We start from the raw sequence: 21,636 nt of genomic DNA, 5'->3' as shown, positions 1-21,636 counted from the left end.
ATGATCTAGAATTTAAGTATTAAAAATACTATCACTTACCTATAAATTGTTAGATAATTCAAATCTATCAAATTCTGATCTTTCTAGATTAACGCCGGGTTTTTTATAATTAAAAAATCGGGTTTCATCCCTCAATCTATTATTCATTTTTGACACTAAAATTTCTCTATTAAATAAACTATCTAACATCTGCAAAACTTCGTTCCAAAAAAATAAATTAGTATCCTTTAAATATAAAAATTTATAAGCTAAATCTAATAAATTCCTTGCTTGAGTTAAATGATCCTGTTCTGACAAACGGACTAACAGCGATTCTTTATAAAATATATTTAGAAAATTAGAATAAATTTGGCTATCATCTTTACCCTTATTTAATTCCAAATGTTCAGTATAAAATTTTTTTAAAATTAATAAATCTTTTATAACTTCTGGCATAAAATTTACCATTTTACCTTTGGATAAAATAGCCATAAAAACAGGGTCTGTTAGCAATTCATCAGAAAATATTTTAAGTAGCTTTTCAATATATTTTTCATTTGTTATTTCTTGATTATTTAATTCGGTCCTTCCGACAAATAAATCTATTGTATCTTGGTTTCCAAAGGTAAAATTATCTTCAGTATTAGCTAAATTATTAAAGCTTATACTCCGATATAAGAAAGAGCTTTCTTCAATTAAGTTTTTCAACACACATAAGTTATTTAAACGCTTAAATAAAACTTCTGAAAAATCCTTTGCAAAAGGCTGATACGTTTTGCTTTCATTAAAAATAACTGCTGTAAATGAAGGAAAACCTAAATACTCAGCTAATGCTTTTTGAATAGGAAAAGTTAATAAATCAGACGGTACTTCTTTTAATGTTTTTAAAACTATATCGTATAACAAATCAGGATTAATTTTAGTTCTTAAAGCGAGAGCTCTTTTAGCTATAGCAGGAAATAAGCCATTGATTCTTTTATAATTAAAAATATAACCTTTAGTAAGTAATTTATATTTAGACCATCCCTGATATTCAAAAGGATTAAGAATATCTTCATAATAATTAAAATAGCGAAATGCTGCTCCCCAATCAATGCGAGAAAATTGAGTTACTTTTTTTTCATTAGCTGGTAACAAACGATTCAAGCAGACAATATTTCCACTATGCACGCTGTAATCACCAAAGAGCAGAGAAAACATCAACGCAATAGATAACCCATAGTAAGATTTAAATTCTGCAGTTAATAATGCATATTGATTAGATCCATTTAGCATCTCTATAAGAGGATTTCGATCAGAATTATCTTTAAATCCTGTACCAATTATTTTATAAAGTTCAGTAAATTCTACCTTAGGTTGAATTAACCCATAAGACCCATCTTCAAACTTAATCCAATCTGCATTAATTAAGGAATCAAAATATTGTGGATCAATTAATTTTCGCTGTTTAAATTCTTTTAATAATAAGCCCGCTAATAATTCAGTAAATAATTCTTTAAGATCAGCTGGCTTTTTAACAAAGTAAATTTTGCCTTCTTGATCTTTATAAAAACCTTTTATTTGATTTTTACCACCAAGAGTACCTGCAATTTTAATTAATTCTTTACCTCTATACCTTAACATCAAATACTCCCTGGTAATAAAAAATATGACTAATTTTTTTATTTTTAATTAAGCCGAATCATCTTTTGTGTTAAAAGATCTACTTTTAAATTAATTAAATTGAGCTATTTCCTTTAACATTAAATTAAATTTAAACTACAGCTGTAATGAATTAATCAAACTGGTATTATATTAAAAAATCTGTTATTTACTTATAAAATTTTATAAGATAATAACCAAATTACTGCTAATGCGCAGTAATTTATAATTCTAATTTTTGCTTAAATAGAGGAAGTAAGAAAAGGTTCTAGATAATGAGGAATTCTTTTATCTAACCAGTAGATAGGCCGCCCCAGAATATTACCGCTAATAAAACCAACATGCCCACCTTTCATACTTAACTCTAGCGTTACACAATCGGGTAGTTGCTCAGGAAGCGGGATTACCTCAGGCGTCATAAAGGGATCATCTTTAGCATGAATGATTAACGTTGGTGTAGCTATTTCTGGCAGATAATTAAGCGAACTAGCCTGTCGATAGTAAGTATGCACACTCGTAAAGCCGTGCAAAGGTGCTGTTACATTTTCGTCAAATGTCCAAAAACACTTCCATTTTTCAATATCTTTGTAAACTTGTGGCAAATCTGAATTTATACTACTTCGTTTGTTAATAAAGATTTGTTGCAAAGAATTTAAAATTTTATTTTGATAAATTCGAGCGAAACCTTGATTAATTCGATCAGCAACAATTCGGAGTTGAAAAGGGACAGACACTGCAACAGCTGTGGTTAATAGCTGTTGTTTGCCACTTTCGCCTAGCCACTTAAGCAAGACATTACCGCCTAATGAAATACCTATTGCTGCTTTAAGAGTATGTGGCTCTAATTGCGCAAGATAATTAACAATGAAATTAAAGTCAACTGTATCGCCAGAATGATAAGCTCGAGGTAAACGATTAGGATGACCGCTTGCGCCACGAAAATGCATTAAAACGGCACGCCAGCCCTGCTTATTTATAGCATGCATTAAACCACCTGCATAAGGAGATTTAACACTACCGCCTAAGCCATGTAATAAAATGACTAAAGGTGAATTAGATGATAAACCATTGATAGCCCAGGCTAAATCAACAAAATCGCCATCCATTAATTCTACCCGCTCTATTTTATCAATAGGCGCTTTAATCTTACGCATTAAAGTCGGGTATACTGTTTGTGCATGTGGAGATAGCAACCACCATGCAGGTTTAAAGGTACTTACAGTTATCATAAATTATTATGGTATGTTGGACTAAATTCCTCTACTGCCTCAATCATTACAGCTACTTTTTCTGGCAAAATATCAGGTGTAATACCATGCCCCAAATTAAATACATGCCCACTCCCATAACCATACGAATCTAACACCTTTTTTACATGCTCACGAATAATCCTATCGCTTTTAAGTAAGAGCGCAGGCTCTAAATTACCTTGCAAAGCGACTTCTTCACCGACTAGTGCTCTTGCATATCCTAGCTCACAAGTCCAATCTAAACTTAAAGCATCACAACCCGTTGCAGCCATTTCTTTTAGCCACTTTCCTCCACCCTTTGTAAATAGAATGACTGGAATATCAGGGTGAATTTGCTTAAAAGCATGCACGATTTGCTGCATATATTGTAAAGAAAACTGTTGATACTGTTTGGTTGTTAATAAACCTCCCCATGTATCAAAAATCATAACAGCATTGACACCTGCTAAAACTTGTTCAAGTAAATAATTCTTTACCGCTTGAGCTAATTGCATTAATAAGATATGGGCCACTTCTGGCTGGGTGTCAAGCAAAGTCATCATATGATTAAAATTACGGCTGCTTTTCCCTTCGACCATATAACAAGCCAGTGTCCAGGGGCTACCAGAAAACCCAATTAAAGGTAGATCTTTAGGCATCTCTCGGCGGATTAATTTGATAGCGTCAAACACATAAGCTAAATCATTTCCTATATTAGGAGGGTTGACTGCCTCAATAGCCTTTGCTGATTGAAGTGGTGTATGAAAGCAAGGCCCTTCTCCTTCTGCAAAATATAAACCAAGCCCCATAGCGTCAGGAATAGTTAAAATATCAGAAAAGACAATAGCAGCATCGAGGGGATAGCGACGTAGGGGCTGTAACGTAACTTCACAAGCTAGTTCAGGCGTCTTACATAAATTTAAAAAATCGCCTACTTTGGCACGGACTTGACGATATTCTGGTAAATAACGCCCTGCTTGTCGCATTAACCAAACTGGCGTACGTGGAATAGGCTTACGTTGTAAGGCCCGTATTAAAAGAGAATTAGCAACGTCACTCATAGAAATCCAAGATAAAAAGGGCATTCTACCATTTTTAGCTTAGATAAAAATGCTTAATTTAGTTAAAGATTCAATAGGAGAAATAAAGTTTTACTAAAATTAGATTAATTTATCTTAATTACGTTAACGTAATTGCATTTTCTTTGTTAATTCATTTAGCTCATTTAAGTGTGAACTAATAAATTCCAACCGGCGAGCTAATGAGCCACTTGGGTTGAATTTAGGACTCGCTCGAGATTGCTCTTCTAAATCAACAATTACTTGTTTAATTGAGGCGTCATCTTCTTTAATACGTGAAATAGCTTTTTTAACTAGAAGGTGATGATGTCTATTCCAATGACCTGTCATAAATAAACTGAAGGTGGGCAAGATAGTATTTAATTTAGAATAATCATTAAGTACCGCTAGCGCATTGTCTTTAACACTTTTATTTTTATTCCACAAATGTTTATATCGCGCGTTTACTACTTTCTTAATACCGATGTCAGCAAGAAATTTTTGCTGTTCTGAAGTAAAAATAGTTGATGGTTTAGTAATATAATGGTTAAGCGCTTGATAAGCTTCCACCAAATAATTAGGCTTTTGCTTTTTTAAGAACTTATCAATTGACTTATCTTGTAAATTATTAATCTTTACTGCTGCAACAATTAACTGCAAAAATAATTTTGCTTTGCTGGCACTAGCTAAGGACTTCTCTACATTGATTATAGAACGTGAAAAGGGACAAAGGACCTGATTATCGTTAAGTGCTTCCCCTGTACTAGAAAGTAATTTTTTTCTGCTTTCATCTATTATTGTTATTTGACTCACAATTAGCTCTTCTAAGAAGGTACTAATTGACTGATGTTCAACTTCAGTACTATGCTCTAGCTCTTCTTGCTGATTTACCCTTAACTGATAAAGACGAGTAAGATAGGGAACCATAAAAACCATGTTTTTAGGCAAATCGTTAGAAGCAAGAGCAATATTTGCGTTTGCAGGCATATTTACTAAAATAAGAATTACCGTATCGATTACCTCACATGACTTCATAATGTGATTAATATCGAATCCTTTTCCCACCATTTGTTGCAATATCTCTTCATAAATACCTTCTTCTTCATTACGAGTCCTATATTGATTCAGCGCTAATTTTATAAATGACTTATCGCGCTCGCCTTCTTTAATAATTTGTCGACATTTGTTTAATTGTTCTTGTAAGCCTAATAGTGATCGTTTAGAAAATAGTCTAATAAAATTATTATTCTCATAATGAATGAACACAGAATCACTATGAATTTTAAAATCAATAGGGTCATAAAGTTGAGAAATTTTACTATCTACAGCTAAGTTTTGTTGAATCCCTTTTAAATTACTATAATTAAACATAACCGAATTTTCTCTTATTATCTTTTAGTCGAATTTAATTAATTTATTAATTAAAAATCCATTTATACATCAATTTATCGTTTATATTATACATATGCTAATTTAGCTAAGTTGGCAAATTAATTTTTATTATTAACTCTGAGTTAATACAATTATTAATTGAACGCAAGTTCAACCTATGATTCTTTATCCTTTTATACTAAATTAATATTAATTTAATTTTTATAGAAGCCCATTTCTCATTGCTCTTGAGAGCATGAGTTGCTATTCTAATTTTCTTTAAACGGATATTTAAGATGGATAGACTTGAAATCACAGGTCTCACTATTGCCACTAAAATTGGAGTACATACTTGGGAAAAACGTATTGTACAGCGTCTAGTATTAAATATTTCTATTCCTACTGATTTTACCCATTGTAATGATGATATTAATAAAACAGTTGATTATTCTAAATTGACAGACTTAGTGACAACTTTTGTTGAATCGAATTCATTTAATTTAATTGAGACTGTGGCAGATAACGTTGCCCAATTAATTAAGAAAGAATTTAATCTAGGCGAAGTCACAGTAAGTGTTAGCAAACCTCATGCTATTAAGAATGCTACTGATATTAAAGTATGTGTAACGCGTTAAGCTCTCTTATAAGGAAAAACTAGAATTTGCAGGTACAGATAGTTCCTGTGTTATAGATGTATTAGGAATGATAGCCTTTTCTTTTCTTTGATAATGTAAATTGGACTCTTTAGAGATCTCATAATTTAAATTAGGCTTGTCCTTTAAATGAAAAATATTTTTAAATTTCTGGTAAGATCCCATTTCTACTTCTGCAGTATTACTAGACTGGGATTTTAAATGTTCTAAAGATTTTCTTTTAAAACGATAAGTATTTCCTAAAATCAATGCAGTTTGCAAAATCATTAATGCAACGCCTACTCCTGGATTTAAACTAAATCCTACAAAAACTAATAGCCCGCCTGCAACAAGAAGTGCCGCCGAATTATAACTTAAACTAAATGCAAGATTTTGTTTAATATTACTTACAGTTTGCTTTGCAATTGTAAATAAACTTACAACAGGCAGTAAAGATTGACCTTGAATAATTGCACCTGCTTGCTGTTGTGTTATTTCACTACTTGAATTAGATTTAATAGCTATTCCAAAGTCACTTTGTGCCAAGGCAAGTGCATCATTGTCTGCATCACCTAACATAGCCACTTTGAGTTTTTTAGCCTGTAATTTGCGGATAAAATCAATTTTTGCCTTTTCATGCGTTTTAGTAGCTAATCCTACATAATCAGCCGCAATATGATCGATAGGAATATTTAATGGTTTAACGTATCGAATAGCAGTATCTTTTTTTTCCCCGGTGCAAATGAAAACTGGTTTATTTAATTTTTGTAAAGCAGTAATTGCCTGTGCTGTTTCATCACGTAGTGGATCAGTTAATATAAAATAACCCAATAATCGGTTATCACGAGCAATATAGATAGGGGTTTCAGCGACATCTAAAATTATTTTTTCGCTTACGGAAGTAACATCTATACCGATATCATGCATCATATTTTCATTACCAATGGTAATTTTTGCCCCTTTAATATCTGCGCTAAGCCCTGAATGATTAGTAGAGTCTACTAAGACATCTTCCGGAGCTTCTAGGGCGTGGATTTGCTTTTCTTTAGCATAATCAACAATGGCCTTAGCCATAGGATGTTTAGATTTTTGCTCTACTGAAACGGCATAGGCAATCATCCTATGTTCCTCTATTTCAGGCAACAGACAGCACAAATTAGTAACTATAGGAGCACCCTTAGTTAAGGTACCACGTAGATCACAAACAATTACATCTACAGCTGCTGCATCTTGTAATTTTTTTGCACTTTTAAACTCAACCCCATGAGTTACTGCTTTTTGTAAACCAATTTTAACTGCAAAAGGAACAATTAGCCCAAGAGTACACGGACAAGCAGATACTAATACTGAGATGGCACATTGAATTGCAAGCGCAGGTGGAAAAAATAAACCTATAGTAATGCCAGATAGAATTGCAAATCCAATAACCGCTGGAATAAAATACTGCAAAAGCCGACTTGCTGTTTCTTCGATAGGCGCTTTTTCATACTGTGCTGTTTCTATAGCTTTATCAAAGCGCGCTAAGTAAGAATTATGTACATCTGCAGTGACTTGTAATTTTAGAGGCTTTGCATCTTCTGCTAAATACATGCCTGAATAAACAAGCTCGCTCTTTTTAAAATTACGGGGTAATGGCGAGCCCGTTCTAATAGTTTCATAAATTAAATTATTTTCAGTTAAACAAACACCGTCCAAGGGAATAAGCTCGCCTGGGTTAATAACGATGACGTCATCATCTTTAATATTTAATAAAGGACATAACTCCACATTTTCTTCATCAATCAATAGATTGACACGTCTAGGCAACCGTTGTTGAAAACGCTTATCTATTTCTAGTTTATGTTTAAGTGACTCTTCAATTGCAAGTCCAACATGCCGAAAACCAAAAATTAAAAGCCCTGCTTCAAACATCATAGGAAGCCATGGTACAAAAAAAGCAAGCGTTGAAACAACAATCACAGTTAATGTGCTAAGAGTAAACAACATATCCATTGTTAAGGTACGGGATTTCCATAATTTCATTAATGCATCTTTGTAAGACGGGAAACCTAAAACTAAAGTTAACAAAGAGCTTAGTGTACCAATAATAATCATAACTGGTATTGGTAAACCGCCTGTAAGCAATGACAAGATTAATAAACTAAGTCCAGAAACTGTGCCAATTAGACCTTGGAACCAATGAGAAGTGAAAAATTTGCGAATTTTATCTGATAATTTTTGCTTTTTCTTAATCTCTGTAACCTCAGGCTCGAAAATGAGATCCTCTACAGAGAGAGGTATACATCTAAAACCTATATTTTCAACTTCACTAGCAATTCTTTCACTATAATTAACTCTGTCTTCGGTTGTGTCTTGTTCGTTAACAAGGATTTTTAATCGCTTAGTCGTTAAATCAATATTGTACTCTTCTAACCAGGAATGCTCTTTCTTATATTGTTCAAGATTTATTTCTATAGAGCGAATGCAACTAACACAGGTTATAGTGGGAAGAGAAAATTCATAAGTCTTTGAGGCCATATATTAACTCAAACATCAACTTTACGGATCATTCCTTTCATACGTTCGCTCCTTGCTACTGCAAGCTGCGCTTTCTCAGCTTCAGCACGTGAAGGAAAAGGGCCAACTACTACCCGATACCAGTTCACATTATTTTTTAAAATAGGTGAGATTGTTACATCGAAACCACGTAATACTAAGGATGCTTTTAAATGCTCAGCATCCTGGCGTCTATTAAAGGCGGCAATTTGAATTAAAAATGCTTCTTTGGTATGACGAGCAGCTAATAGAGTTGCTTTATTATCAATTGTTATTGCAGCTTGACGAGCTTGCTGATTAGAAAGCTGAGCCGGAGAAGTTATTGGTGATCTTTGCCCTATTACAGCTTGCGGTTGAGTCTGTTGCACATTGCCTGCTCCCTGCAAGGCCGCTCCTTGCATAGCCGAATTTGGTAATAATTGTGGGAGGGATGATTGCTGGTTTTTGGCACTTGCCACAGTTATTCGATTAGCTGTTGAGCCAGGTGGGGTATTATCTTTAGCTAGCAAGGTATAAAATTCAAATTTTGGTTTAACAACCTGTTGCTTAGCTACCTTCTTTTTTTCCACAGGCACTTCTTTATTTTTTAAGACATGTTGATTAATCCAAGCTGATAAGCTAGTAAAATCAAAGACGGTTGCAGTCAAATAACCACACAAAAAAGAGGCCAATAAGGTTACCAATTGTTTTGGGACATTACGGCGTTGTCTTACAGGTCTCTTTTTAACATAATCCTTTGCCATCACATACTCTCAGGGGCTGAAACACCTAATAATTGTAATCCATTTCCTAACACCTGACGTACTGCACTAAGTAAACACATTCGGGCGTTACGTAATGACTCATCTTCACATAATAAAATTATTGCATTGTAATAGCTATGTAAACCATTAGCTAGTTCACGTAAATAATAAGCGAGTTGATGGGGCTCGCAAGTAGATGCAGCTAATGTAACTACTTCAGGATAACGGCTTAACAAGGTTAATAATGTTATCTCATAAGGCTCTGATAACCGCTTAATTGATTGTAATCCCTGCTCTATATTTAAGGTATATTTTCGCTCTTGCAATTGTCGTAAAACACTACATATCCGCGCATGGGCGTATTGAATATAATAGACTGGATTTTCATTGGATTTTGACTTTGCTAAATCCAGATCAAAATCCATATGTTGCTCGGGCTTTCGCATTACATAAAAAAAGCGAGCCGCATCATTACCAACTTCCTCACGCAATTCTCTTAAAGTGACAAAAGATCCACTGCGAGTCGACATTTGCATACGTTCGCCACCCCGATATAAAATTGCGAACTGAACTAACATAATATCGAGTGCCTGCTCATCATGACCTAATGCTGTAACAGCAGCGCGAATACGTGAAACATAACCATGATGATCAGCACCGAAAATATCAATGACTCTGGCAAATCCACGATTATATTTATCCCAGTGATAGGCCACGTCCGAAGCAAAGTAGGTTGTTTGCCCATTAGCTCGAATTAATACTCTATCTTTCTCATCACCAAAAGAAGTAGCTTTAAACCACAAGGCACCTTCTTTTTCATAAGTATATCCGGCCTTCGTTAAGGCATTAATACCTTTCTCAATTGCTTTACCTTCTAATAATGACCGTTCTGAAAACCAACAATCAAAATGAACACCAAATTCATCTAGATCATTTTTAATATCATTAAGGACAGAATCAAGGGCTTGTTTATGAAATAAATTGAAGCTTGTTGTACCTAGCAAGGCTTTCATTCTTAAAATAATAGCATCAATATAAATTTCCTTGTCGCCACCTTCTGGTTCATCAGGGGGTAAATTTCCACTAACTATTGACCAGGGATACACATACTGATGGCTATGTTTATTTAAGAAATCTTTTGCAATTGCTTGAACATAGTCACCACGATAAGCATTCGTTGGGAATATAATTTGTTCGCCTGTTAATTCAAGATAACGAAGCCATACACTAGCAGCTAAAATATCCATTTGCCGGCCAGCATCATTAACATAATATTCACAACTCACATTAAACCCTGCTGCCTTTAAAATATTAGCTAAAGTAGCACCAAAAGCGGCACCGCGGCCATGACCAACATGTAAGGGCCCGGTTGGATTAGCTGAAACAAATTCAAGAATAACTTTTTTATTTTCACCAAGATTAGAACAACCAAATTGCTCTTTTTCTGTTAATATTTTTGCGATTACTTCTAATAAAACATCATTACCTAGAAAAAAATTAATAAATCCTGGCCCAGCTATTTCTATACGCTCAACAGCAGGTTGTTCATCTAATGTACTTATGATTAACTCAGCTACTTGTCTTGGCAGTTTTTGGCAAGGCTTTGCCAACATGAGTGCTAAATTAGTGGCAAAATCACCATGATTAGCGTCCTTTGTTCGCTCAATCTTAATTTCAACATTCTGATCCTGAGGAATAATACCTTGGGCTTTAAGCTTATTTATTGCATCTGAAAGTAACTGTTCAACAATGTGCTTCATCAAATTTTTCGTTTATCAAAAGGCAACTATTATGCGCTTTTTCCTGTCAGAAGCAAGGCTTTTACAATACATCTTAGGTCGATCAAAAGAGATACTTATTTAACTAAAATGAAACTTTTTAAATCTGCTAATAGCTCGATTCTAACAGGTAAAAAGCTTCCTTACTCTACAACAGGTAGTTTCTCATAAGCTTTTCTAATATAACCATCTTGAGATAAAATAATAGCAATAGGCCTTGTTTTATCAAAATGAGCAAAAATAATCATCATCATTACTGTAATGGGTACTGCAAGAAACATACCTAATATACCCCATATTGCTCCCCAAAGAGCTAGTGAAAATAAGATAACTAAAGGGCTTAAATGCAATGACTTACCTAAGTACCTAGGTTCAATAATGTTACCAATAGTAAAATGGATAAAGGTAAAACCAAGGGAGATAATGAGAAACGGCAACCAATCATCAAATTGAATCATCGCTAATAAGGCTGGAAAAACTGTTGCAATAATAGCACCTATATTGGGAATAAAGTTTAGAAAAAAAATAAGAAGTGCCCAAAATTCAGCAAAGTCCAGTCCTACTATTTTCATTAATACCCAACTGATAAGCGCCATTATAACACTTAAAAACGTTTTAATTCCTAAATAGGTTTGTGTGTCATTAACAATATGGCTGATAATATTATCTACTAATTCACGATGTTCAGTTTGAGGGAATAAAGCATCTATTTTTTGCCTTAAAAAGTGTTGCTCAATAAATAAAAATACAACATATAAGGTGATAAGCACAGCTGATCCGGCAACTGTACTAAAAACAGAATAAACGTTAACAACTAGGTTTTGTACACTTACATCTTTTAAAAAACTATCAAAACGAGCTAGCATTTTAATATGGAAAAAGTTATCAATGCTTTTAAAAATATCCTTCAAATTTTCTTGATAGCGTGGTGAGACATCAATTACTTCCATAACATTATTAGAAATAATATTTACCAAAATTGTAAACAAGACTGTTACAATGAGAAGAGAAATTAGCATTCTTAGCCAAAGTGGCATATGGGCACCAAAAATAGGTATATGCTGCATAGATACATTAATTGTATTGAGTAGATGCCAAATAAAAATGGCAATAACAAGTGGAATAAGTAAACCTCGACCAATAACTAGTAAAAAACCAATTATACAAACTAGGATCATGCTTGCAGTAAAGGTGACAGTCCGGTTCATCCCTTCTCCTATTGTTTTAATTTCCAAAAGATTGCTTTTGAAAATTTGCTATAGTGGTATAGCGCCGCCCACTAAGCTTTAGAAGAGGCGCAAGTGAAGCGAGGCGAAGGAGTGTACAACTAAGTACATGACCGAGCCGAGTGAACTTGCAACGCAGTATAAAGCTTATTAGGTGACGCTATATTAAAAGCAACCACGTACCGCAGGATACATTAAGACATACGAAAAACCTGACCATTTAAGTGATATCGTAGAGTATTTTAAAAGCTTAATTCAACACTTACTTAATTTCCTGCTATTATTCTTTCTTTTAACTTAATTATCATACCGTGCTGTCTCAAACTTGTGAAATATTACCAGGCGTAGGGCCTGCCTTAGTTAACAAACTGAGCCGATGTGGTATTAAAACCGTCGGTGATCTCCTTTTTCACCTGCCTTATCGTTATCAAGATAGGACACGTATTACACCTATTCAAGATCTTCGTCCGAATGAGTACTGCGTTATTGTAGGACAAATTTGTAAAATTGAAATTAAATATGGCAAACGAATGATGCTTTATTGTTATGTGCAAGATAGAACAAGTGGCATTTTAAGACTTCGTTTTTTCCATTTTAATAAACAACAATTAAATACTCTTAAAACGAATACTTGGCTACGAGCCTTTGGTGAAGTACGTGATTTTGCTAATCAATTAGAAATGATTCATCCTGAATATCGAGTTTTAGAAAATGAACATGATGTCAGAGTTGATGAAACATTAACGCCTATTTACTCAACTACTGAGGGACTTACGCAAAGTAGACTGCGTCAACTTATTAAAATGACTTTATCTAACTACCAATCTCAGTTAGAACAATTAGAATGGATGACTGCAGACCAGTTGAAAAGCTATCATTTTCCCTCTTTAGCACAAGCCATCACTTTTCTTCACAGCCCGCCTCCGGATACAACAATGAATACACTTGAGGCAGGCACCCACCCAGCTCTCCAAAGAATGAGTTTTGATGAATTATTAGCTCAACGTTTAAGCATGCAATTTGCAAGACACTATCGTAATCAATTTTATGCGCCGCCTTTATTACTTAATGAATTGCTCTATAAACAATTTCTTGATCAATTACCCTTTGCACTAACAGAAGCTCAATCGCGAGTCAGTCATGAAATTAAAGAAGATTTAAGCAAAAACAAGCCCATGCTTAGGCTAATTCAGGGTGATGTTGGCTGCGGGAAAACAACTGTCGCAGCGATAGCGGCACTACAAGCCATATCGCAAGAATATCAAGTCGCTTTAATGGCTCCTACTGACTTATTAAGTGAACAACATGCAATTAATTTCCAAAAATGGTTTTCTCCTTTAGGGATTAATTGTGTGCGCTTAAGTGGCAAAATGAAAGCAAAAGAGAAACGAGAAACCTTAATACAGTTAACAACAAATAAGTGCCATATCGCCATAGGTACACATGCTTTATTTCAAGAAGGCGTTGAATTTCATAAATTAGGATTAATTATTATTGATGAACAACATCGGTTTGGTGTAGAACAACGTTTATTATTGCAGCAAAAGGGGCAACAAGAAAAATTTATGCCTCATCAATTATTAATGACAGCCACTCCTATACCACGAACATTAGCAATGACACAGTTTGCTCATCTAGATATCTCTATTATTGACGCCCTACCCCCTGGTCGTATCCCTGTTCATACAGCAGTTATCAACCAAGATAAACGCGAACTAATTATACAGCGCTTAAAAGCGGCTATTGCAAACGGTATGCAAGCCTACTGGGTTTGCACACTTATTGAAGAGTCCGAGAAACTACAATGTACTGCAGCCAGTTTAACGGCTAAAACATTACAAGAACAATTACCAACTGTACGCATCGGTTTAGTTCATGGAAAAATGAAGCCAGTTGAGAAAGAAGCTATTATGGCAGCTTTTAAAGAGGGCGAATTGGATTTACTTGTTGCTACTACAGTTATTGAAGTAGGCGTAGATGTACCGAATGCGAGTCTTATGATTATTGAGAATGCAGAGCGTTTAGGACTCTCTCAACTTCATCAATTACGCGGTCGGGTCGGTAGAGGAAATAGTCAATCTTACTGTCTGTTATTATATCAATCGCCTCTCTCAGAGTTTGGTGCAGAACGTCTGCAAATCATGCGTGCAACTTCAGACGGCTTTATAATTGCTGAAAAGGATTTACAATTACGGGGCGCAGGTGAATTTTTAGGCACTAAACAGACCGGCTATCGCCAATTTAAGATTGCAAATCTTCCTCGTGATAGTGCTTTACTACCTTCTGTGGCCCACTGTAGTAATGAACTAATAGACAAAGCACCAGAAACAGCTAAGTTAATTGCTAAGCGCTGGCTAGGCCAATTCGAACAGTTTTTACAAAGTTAACCAAATCCATGGGTTTTAAAATTAGCCAATTAAAAAATTACGAGTTGCTGTACTTAAAATATAAATTAAAACTAGACATTATTTTTTTCTCTGTTACTATAGCCGACTTTCTTTACTCTGCACTTTAATATCCTGTGGATAACTAATTCTCTTTTTTTCCTAAACGTCCTTTTTATTAACATACTTTTTAAGTGAAAGCCTTGCTGGATATAGCTTAACAGCTTAATCCAAATAAATTAAACTTTCTTCGTTATCCACAAATTCTGTGGATAACCTTGTGCATAGACTCTTAAAATCCTTATAAATACGCAGCTTAGATGGCTGGTTTAGTTCTTACCAATTTAAGTAGAAAATTATTAAATGGCCCAATACGATAAAAAATCAGGCTAATTTAAATTAGCAAATGCCATATTTGTAGACGATTAATATTCTGAATTTATTTTTTATTGATTAAATTCTTTAAGTTAAAAAATAAATCTTAGTCCTTATCCTTATTTGCATTACAATAGATGATGCGCAATAACCTAAAAATTGATTAGCAATTTAAGCTCGTTAAAGAAGGTGGCCAATGTCTGAGCGTTATCAGGAAGCAAAAAGAGTAACTCTAATTGGTGCAATTACTAATGCATTACTAGGAATCATTAAATTAGCAGGTGGATTAATTTACCACTCTCATGCATTAGTTGCGGATGGAGTGCACTCTTTTGCCGATTTAATCACAGATGTTATGGTTATCTTTGCTTCTAAATTTGGCAGTCAGGACGCTGATAGTTCTCATCCTTATGGTCATCAACGTTTTGAAACAGCAGCAACGCTATTGCTTGCCTTATTATTGGCTCTGACTGGTTTTGGTATCACTTGGGATGCTATTGATGAACTGATTGAAGGGTTTCATAATATACCTGCTAAAATAACTTTGTTTATCGCTTTATCTTCTGTCATCTTTAACGAGATTTTATTTCACTACACTCGCTATATTGGAAAAAAAATTAAATCTCCTCTTATTATAGCGAATGCCTGGCACCACCGTTCAGATGCAGCTTCTTCCCTTGTTGTAACTATTGGAATTAGTGGCAGCTTTATGGGGTTTCCTTATTTAGACGCCGTAGCTGCTGTAATCGTAGGTTTAATGATTATTAAAATGGGCTTGTCTTATGGGTGGGATAGTGTCAAAGAATTAGTTGATACAGCCGTAGAGCCTGAGATTTTAGAGCAAATCAGAGCGGTCATTGAACAAATTGATGGCGTGCAACGTATTCACCAATTACGTAGTCGCTTAATGGGCGGTAATATTTTAATTGATGTTCATATTTTAGTTTCTCCTTTTATCTCCGTTTCTGAGGGACACTATATTGCTCAACATGTTCATCATTTGCTAATGAATCAATTTAAACGTATTAATGATGTCATTGTTCATGTTGATCCTGAGGATGATGAAATAAATTGCCCATCCCTTCATCTGCCAAATCGCACCTTACTAGAAAAAACCTTGTTAAACGCCTGGAAGGAGCAATTTTCAGGTATTCAATATTGGACACTACATTATCTTGACGGCAAAATGCGTATCGATTTAATACACAATTATTTGGACTCAGATAAACAATTGCAGGAGCTCTCTACTTTTCTTAGAGAAGAAATAAAACAGCAACCTTTTATAAAAAAAGTTTGTTTATTTTATGAAGATAAATTTATTGCTAATAATTAACCTTGCTTCTATTATTCAGACTGATTAAATTTAAGCTTTAATGAGAGATAAAAATGACAATTGCGACTAGTTTAAAATTAATTTTCGGTTTAGCAATAGTCGCTGTTATTCTTTTAGCGGGATGGTATCCTTTTAAGAAGAGAGCCCGTTATTCAGAGGAACATATTGATTTTCCTATTGGAGAAACATTATCCACGGGTATTTTTTTAGGGGCAGGCTTATTACATATGCTTCCAGACGCCGATCATCTATTTAATGAGTTTGGCTATCATTATCCCTTTGCTTATATTATTACAGGTATTGTTTTTTTATTCTTTTTATGGTTTGAGCATTTAGGAAAAGAGCTTTATCATCATCAAGCGGTAAATCATCCTGCCTTTGCCATTCTTGCCTGGGCTATGTTATCCATTCATTCTTTAATGCTTGGTGCAGCTCTTGGCTTAAATTCAAGTAATTCTTTGATTATTATGCTTTTTTTAGCAATCATTACTCATAAATGGGCTGAAAGCTTTGCTATTGCCGTTCAATTAAATAAAAGCTCGCTTAATATGGCTAAGCGTTTATTTTTCTTTTTAAGCTTTAGTTTAATGACACCCATCGGCATTTTTGTAGGTTGGTATTTTGGTCGTGGTGTTGAAACCCATTCCCTGTTTGATCCCATTTTAATTGCAGCTTCTGCCGGTACGTTCCTTTATTTAGGTACGCTGCATGGACTTGAAAAATGTGTCATGGTTGAGCGCTGTTGTAATCTCCGCTATTTTAGTTTTGTCATTATCGGCTTTTTATTGATGGCTTCGGTTGCTATTTATGTGTAATCTTATAATACAAAAACCTTTAATTCTTGCTTCAGGTTCAAAAATTAGAAAACAGCTCCTTGAATCACTTGGCTTAAAATTTAAAGTAATTCCATCCAACAGTGATGAAGAACTACTTAAAAGACAGTTAACAAAAAGTAGTCCTATTGAATTAGCCCGTGCTTTAGCTGCGGATAAGGCATTAACAGTCAGTAGAAAATACCCAGATTATTTCATCATTGCAGCTGATCAACTTTGTGTTATGGAAAATCGTTATTTTGACAAACCAGGTAATCATGGAGTAGCAACTTTACATCTTCGTCAGTTACGTGGTAAAAGGCATCAGCAAATTGCAGCGTTTTGCATTGCAAAAGCCAGAAAACTCCTCTTTGAAGGGCAAGAGGTCGCTTCGCTAAACATGAAATTATTAAGTGACCAAGCAATAGAAGCCTATTTGCAAGCAGATAAACCTTATCAAAGCTGCGGCGCTTACAATTATGAAGGTAGAGCTAAATGGCTATTTACAACCATAGAGGGTAACGATAGCACAATTCAAGGCTTACCTCTCTTACCCCTTATTCAGGCTTTACAAACTTTAAAAATTGCCACTTTATGCTAATTCTCAGTATATACTAATAAAAAGTAACGCTTCAGGGATGTGCTAATATGACTCGGCCAACAAAAGATAAAAGTAAACATCATAAAGAAGCAATTAGTTATATTAATCAGCCAAAGAGACCACTGCATGAGAAACAGCATTACGACCGGATTGCTTGTGTTTTTCAAGGTGGAGGCGCTTTAGGTGCTTATCAGGTAGGTGCTTATCGAGCTATTCGTGAGCGGGGCTATCTTCCTAATTATTTAACAGGCGTTTCTATAGGGGCCATTAATTCAGCTATTGTTGCTGGTAATCCGCCTGAAACACAGTTAGATAAGTTAACCAGTTTTTGGGAAACTATAACGCCTAAGTTATTGGTAGACGCTTTCTTCGATTTTAACATGACCGATTTTGCCCATCACTTGCATAATCAAATTGGGGCTATGTATTCTCTATTATTTGGTTTAGAAGGTTTTTTTAAGCCCCGTATTTTTCCACCTCATCCGTTAACTCAAGACTTACCTGATAATTTAAGTTACTATGATACGTCTGAGCTACGCCATACTTTAGAAAAACACATCGACTTTGATCGAATTAACCAAAATAAAAAAATTACTTTATGCCTTGGCGCCGTTAATATTACGTCAGGACAAATGATATTTTTTAATAGCCAAAAATGTACTATTACACCAGAACATGTGATGGCTAGTGGCGCTTTACCTCCAGGATTCCCGGCCATAAAAATTGGTGAAGATTATTATTGGGATGGTGGGATTTATGCTAATACTCCGCTAGTTACTGTATTAGATGCGCTGCCCCAACTTGATACACTTTGCTTCGTTGTTGACTGCTTTAGTTTGCAAGGTCGCCTGCCGAAAACCATGGATCAAATTGAAGAAAGACAAAAAGATATTCGTTATGCCAGTCATTCGCGAAGATTAACCAACGTTTATACGGTTAAGCAAAATCTACAAGCAGCAATTCAATTTCTAGGCGAAAGACTGCCACCAGAAACAAAAGAAGACCCTGAAGTCAAAAAAATACTTAAATTAGGCCACTGTAAGCGCCTTAGTATTGTACATATCATTCATCATGCAACGCCTTATTCTCATTCTTTTAAGGATTATAATTTTATTGAAGCAGTTATTAAGCTACGAATGGATATGGGTTATCAAGATGCAAGTGCTGTTTTAGATAAGCCTACTTGGGAGCAACAGTCTGATAAGACACTTAATTGCTCTATTTATGGTGTTCGTTCGGATTATTTCGACCAACATTAGACTTCTTTGGAAACTCTACTGCAAAGCAAGGGCCAATTTGCAGGCCGCGGCAGTGCTCGAATCCTCATGTACTCGATGTACACTCCGGTTCTGTGCGCTAGCGCAACCTGCAACTTAGCGCGCAGCGAGTTTCGAAAGAAGTCTATTAATTAATTTGGAGTCTATAATTTAACAAGCACTTCTTGCAAATGCTTTACAGCTTCAATTTCAAGGGGAAAACCTTGTTTTGCTTTAGGTGCATTAGCAAAAGGAATAATTGCCCTTTTAAAGCCATGTTTTGCAGCTTCTCGTAGCCGCTCTTGCCCGCTTTGTACCGGCCTAATCTCACCTGCTAAGCCTATTTCTCCAAAAATAATTGTTTCGGGATCAAACACTCGATTACGTAAACTTGAAACTACAGCTGCTAATAGCGCTAAATCACTACCCGTTTCAGTAACCTTTACGCCACCTACAACATTAATAAACACATCTTGATCAAAGGTAGCTATACCGCCATGTCTATGTAGAACAGCTAACAAAATAGCTAAACGATTGTGCTCAAGACCTGCCGTTACTCGTTTTGGTTGTTGGCCATGTGCCTCGTCTACTAAAGCTTGTACTTCAACTAGCATTGGTCTTGAACCTTCCCAGGTAACCATGACTGCACTTCCAGGAGTAGGGTCAGGTTGTTTAGAGAGAAAAATAGCTGAAGGATTAGCAACTTCCTTCAGTCCACGATCTGTCATGGCGAAAATACCTAGCTCGTTAACTGCACCAAAACGATTCTTTATTGCTCTTATTACCCTAAAACGGTTATCACTCTGACCTTCAAAATATAAAACACTATCAACCATGTGTTCTAGAACACGGGGACCTGCAATAGCGCCTTCTTTGGTGACATGGCCAACTAAAAAAACAGCTGTTTGGGTCATTTTAGCAAATCTTACAAGTTGCGCTGCTGATTCTCGTACCTGCCCTACTCCACCTGGTGCTGAGCTAATCGCTTCTGTAAAAATAGTCTGGATTGAATCGATAACCATTACTTTAGGTAATTCTTTTTGCGCATGATTAATAATCGTTTCTACTTGAGTCTCAGCCAACAATCGTAATTTAGCTGTAGGCAATTGTAGTCGTTTAGCGCGCATAGCAACTTGTTGTAGTGACTCTTCGCCTGTAACATAAAGTATTTTTTGCTGCACTGAAAGGTTAGCTAATGTTTGTAACAGCAATGTCGATTTTCCTATACCAGGATCTCCCCCAATAAGGACTACCGATCCTTCCACAAGACCGCCCCCTAAAACGCGATTAAGCTCGGACAATCCACAGTCCATACGCGTTTCATGATCAATAGTTACGTCTTCTAGAGAGGTAATTGTTGAGCGTTGATTAGAATAGTTACTAAAGCGAGGACTTTTTTCAACTTTAATGACATTTTCCTCAACAATAGAATTCCAAGCACCGCATTGAGTACAATGACCAGCCCATTGTGCAAAAGTACAAGCACACTGACTGCAAATAAATCGGATTTTAGTCTTCATAAATTTAATACATAACTTGTTAAACTAGCAGCTAACTTCTACAATTTCGATCATACTACACTTACCCTTACTAAAGTAGCAAATGACTATTCAATATTTTAAATGGGCAGTAATTGGTGCAGGCCCGGCTGGAATTGCAGCAGTAGGTAAGTTGATTGATGCAGGTGTTCAACCTGAAGATATTTTATGGGTGGATCCTTATTTCAAGGTAGGCGATTTAGGTAGGCTTTGGTCTAATGTATCTAGCAATACGACTGTGGATAAATTCAATCGCTTTCTCTATGCTTCCTCGGCGTTCAATTATCATGTCATCGCTGAGCAATTTAATTTGGCTAACCTACTTAGAGATAAAACCTGCGTATTAAGGGAAATTGTTGACCCACTACAATGGGTTACTAAACAGCTTTGCAATAAAGTCGTTAGTAAAGTGGATACCATTAAATGCATGATAATAGATAATAAGAAGTGGATACTATCAACTGATTCAAATAAATTTATAGCAAGCCAAGTTATTCTAGCAACAGGCTCGGTCCCTTCAACACTCAATTATTCCAATGTAACTAACCTTCCTTTAGAAATTGCTGTTGATAAACAAAAATTAAAAAAAGTTATTGACTTAAACTTTACCTATGGCGTTTTTGGTTCATCGCATTCAGCAATTATGATAATACGCAACCTAGTAGAGCTGGGCGCAAAACAAGTGATTAATTTTTATCGCTCACCTTGTCGTTATGCGATTGACATGGGTGAATGGATCTTATTTGATAATACAGGGCTTAAAGGAGAAACAGCGGCTTGGGCGCGTGAATCTATTGATGGTGTTTTACCATCTAATTTAGTTCGCTATAATATACTTGCCAATGATGTACGCCCCTATTTGGCTACATGCGATCAAGTTGTTTATGCAGTAGGCTTTGAGCGTCGTAATACGATAACAATTAATGGTCTTAGCTATTTTCCCTATGATCCCCATGTTGGTATTATAGCACCTGGCGTTTTTGGTTTAGGTATTGCCTATCCTGAACTAAAAGCAGATCCTTTTGGGATAGTAGAAACGCAAGTTGGACTATGGAAATTTATGACTTATTTAGATAAAGTAATGCCTGCATGGCTTGAATATCAAGTTTAGATTTGAAATTCAGATTAATCAATAACTTAACTTA

The 21,636-nt window shown here is 35.3% G+C and carries 16 protein-coding genes; 7 read left to right on the top strand and 9 right to left on the bottom strand.

The window, feature by feature from the left end; genetic code table 11:
- Positions 1-39 precede the first annotated feature (39 nt).
- The 4 genes from ACQUW5_RS03405 to ACQUW5_RS03390 form a co-directional block, all read right to left on the bottom strand.
- A complete protein-coding gene (locus ACQUW5_RS03405) occupies positions 40-1,602 on the bottom strand; it encodes a hypothetical protein (protein WP_444989807.1) in 1,563 nt (520 codons plus the stop codon).
- A 260-nt stretch (positions 1,603-1,862) separates the two neighbouring features.
- Positions 1,863-2,849 carry a hydrolase gene (locus tag ACQUW5_RS03400; protein WP_444989806.1) on the bottom strand — a complete coding sequence of 329 codons (987 nt, stop codon included), beginning with the start codon at positions 2,847-2,849 and terminating at the stop codon, positions 1,863-1,865.
- Positions 2,846-3,910, bottom strand: a complete 1,065-nt coding sequence (gene hemE / locus ACQUW5_RS03395; RefSeq protein WP_444989805.1) for a uroporphyrinogen decarboxylase — start codon at positions 3,908-3,910, stop codon at positions 2,846-2,848. The genes ACQUW5_RS03400 and hemE overlap by 4 nt, the downstream gene beginning before the upstream one ends.
- Before the next feature lie 123 nt (positions 3,911-4,033).
- The gene (locus ACQUW5_RS03390; RefSeq protein WP_444989804.1) at positions 4,034-5,278 is read right to left on the bottom strand and encodes a DUF5617 domain-containing protein; all 1,245 of its coding nucleotides are present in this window, start codon (positions 5,276-5,278) and stop codon (positions 4,034-4,036) included.
- 296 nt (positions 5,279-5,574) lie between these two features.
- On the opposite strand from ACQUW5_RS03390, the gene folB reads away from it, so the two are divergent.
- Positions 5,575-5,913 carry a dihydroneopterin aldolase gene (gene folB, locus ACQUW5_RS03385; protein WP_444989803.1) on the top strand — a complete coding sequence of 113 codons (339 nt, stop codon included), beginning with the start codon at positions 5,575-5,577 and terminating at the stop codon, positions 5,911-5,913.
- 6 nt (positions 5,914-5,919) lie between these two features.
- Here folB and ACQUW5_RS03380 read toward each other — a convergent pair whose 3' ends face one another.
- The 4 genes from ACQUW5_RS03380 to ACQUW5_RS03365 form a co-directional block, all read right to left on the bottom strand.
- On the bottom strand, positions 5,920-8,427 hold the full coding sequence (locus ACQUW5_RS03380; RefSeq protein ID WP_444989802.1) for a heavy metal translocating P-type ATPase: 2,508 nt from the start codon (positions 8,425-8,427) through the stop codon (positions 5,920-5,922).
- Positions 8,428-8,435: 8 nt separating this feature from the next.
- A complete protein-coding gene (locus ACQUW5_RS03375; RefSeq protein ID WP_444989801.1) occupies positions 8,436-9,188 on the bottom strand; it encodes an SPOR domain-containing protein in 753 nt (250 codons plus the stop codon).
- A complete protein-coding gene (gene argS / locus ACQUW5_RS03370; protein WP_444989800.1) occupies positions 9,188-10,948 on the bottom strand; it encodes an arginine--tRNA ligase in 1,761 nt (586 codons plus the stop codon). The genes ACQUW5_RS03375 and argS overlap by 1 nt, the downstream gene beginning before the upstream one ends.
- A gap of 161 nt (positions 10,949-11,109) precedes the next feature.
- A complete protein-coding gene (locus ACQUW5_RS03365) occupies positions 11,110-12,174 on the bottom strand; it encodes an AI-2E family transporter (RefSeq protein ID WP_444989799.1) in 1,065 nt (354 codons plus the stop codon).
- Between the two features lie 329 nt (positions 12,175-12,503).
- Here ACQUW5_RS03365 and recG point away from each other — a divergent pair, with 329 nt between their 5' ends.
- From recG to ACQUW5_RS03340, 5 genes are all read left to right on the top strand, one after another.
- Entirely contained in the window at positions 12,504-14,579 is a 2,076-nt protein-coding gene (recG, locus tag ACQUW5_RS03360; RefSeq protein ID WP_444989798.1) for an ATP-dependent DNA helicase RecG, read from the top strand.
- Between the two features lie 568 nt (positions 14,580-15,147).
- On the top strand, positions 15,148-16,284 hold the full coding sequence (locus ACQUW5_RS03355) for a cation diffusion facilitator family transporter (RefSeq protein WP_444989797.1): 1,137 nt from the start codon (positions 15,148-15,150) through the stop codon (positions 16,282-16,284).
- Positions 16,285-16,337: 53 nt separating this feature from the next.
- Positions 16,338-17,099, top strand: a complete 762-nt coding sequence (locus ACQUW5_RS03350; RefSeq protein WP_444989796.1) for a ZIP family metal transporter — start codon at positions 16,338-16,340, stop codon at positions 17,097-17,099.
- Entirely contained in the window at positions 17,092-17,697 is a 606-nt protein-coding gene (locus tag ACQUW5_RS03345; RefSeq protein WP_444989795.1) for a Maf family protein, read from the top strand. The genes ACQUW5_RS03350 and ACQUW5_RS03345 overlap by 8 nt, the downstream gene beginning before the upstream one ends.
- Positions 17,698-17,744: 47 nt before the next feature.
- Positions 17,745-18,956: a patatin-like phospholipase family protein gene (locus ACQUW5_RS03340; RefSeq protein ID WP_444989794.1), complete on the top strand. Its 1,212-nt coding sequence runs from the start codon at positions 17,745-17,747 to the stop codon at positions 18,954-18,956.
- Positions 18,957-19,117: 161 nt separating this feature from the next.
- On the opposite strand, the gene radA is transcribed toward ACQUW5_RS03340, so the two are convergent.
- Entirely contained in the window at positions 19,118-20,473 is a 1,356-nt protein-coding gene (gene radA / locus ACQUW5_RS03335) for a DNA repair protein RadA (RefSeq protein WP_444989793.1), read from the bottom strand.
- 82 nt (positions 20,474-20,555) lie between these two features.
- On the opposite strand from radA, the gene ACQUW5_RS03330 reads away from it, so the two are divergent.
- Positions 20,556-21,602: an FAD/NAD(P)-binding protein gene (locus ACQUW5_RS03330; protein WP_444989792.1), complete on the top strand. Its 1,047-nt coding sequence runs from the start codon at positions 20,556-20,558 to the stop codon at positions 21,600-21,602.
- Positions 21,603-21,636: the final 34 nt, after the last annotated feature.

This window comes from Legionella pelazae, from assembly GCF_052527395.1.
The sequence above is the reverse complement of the archived record's forward strand: the minus strand, read 5'-3'. Positions and strand labels throughout refer to the sequence as shown.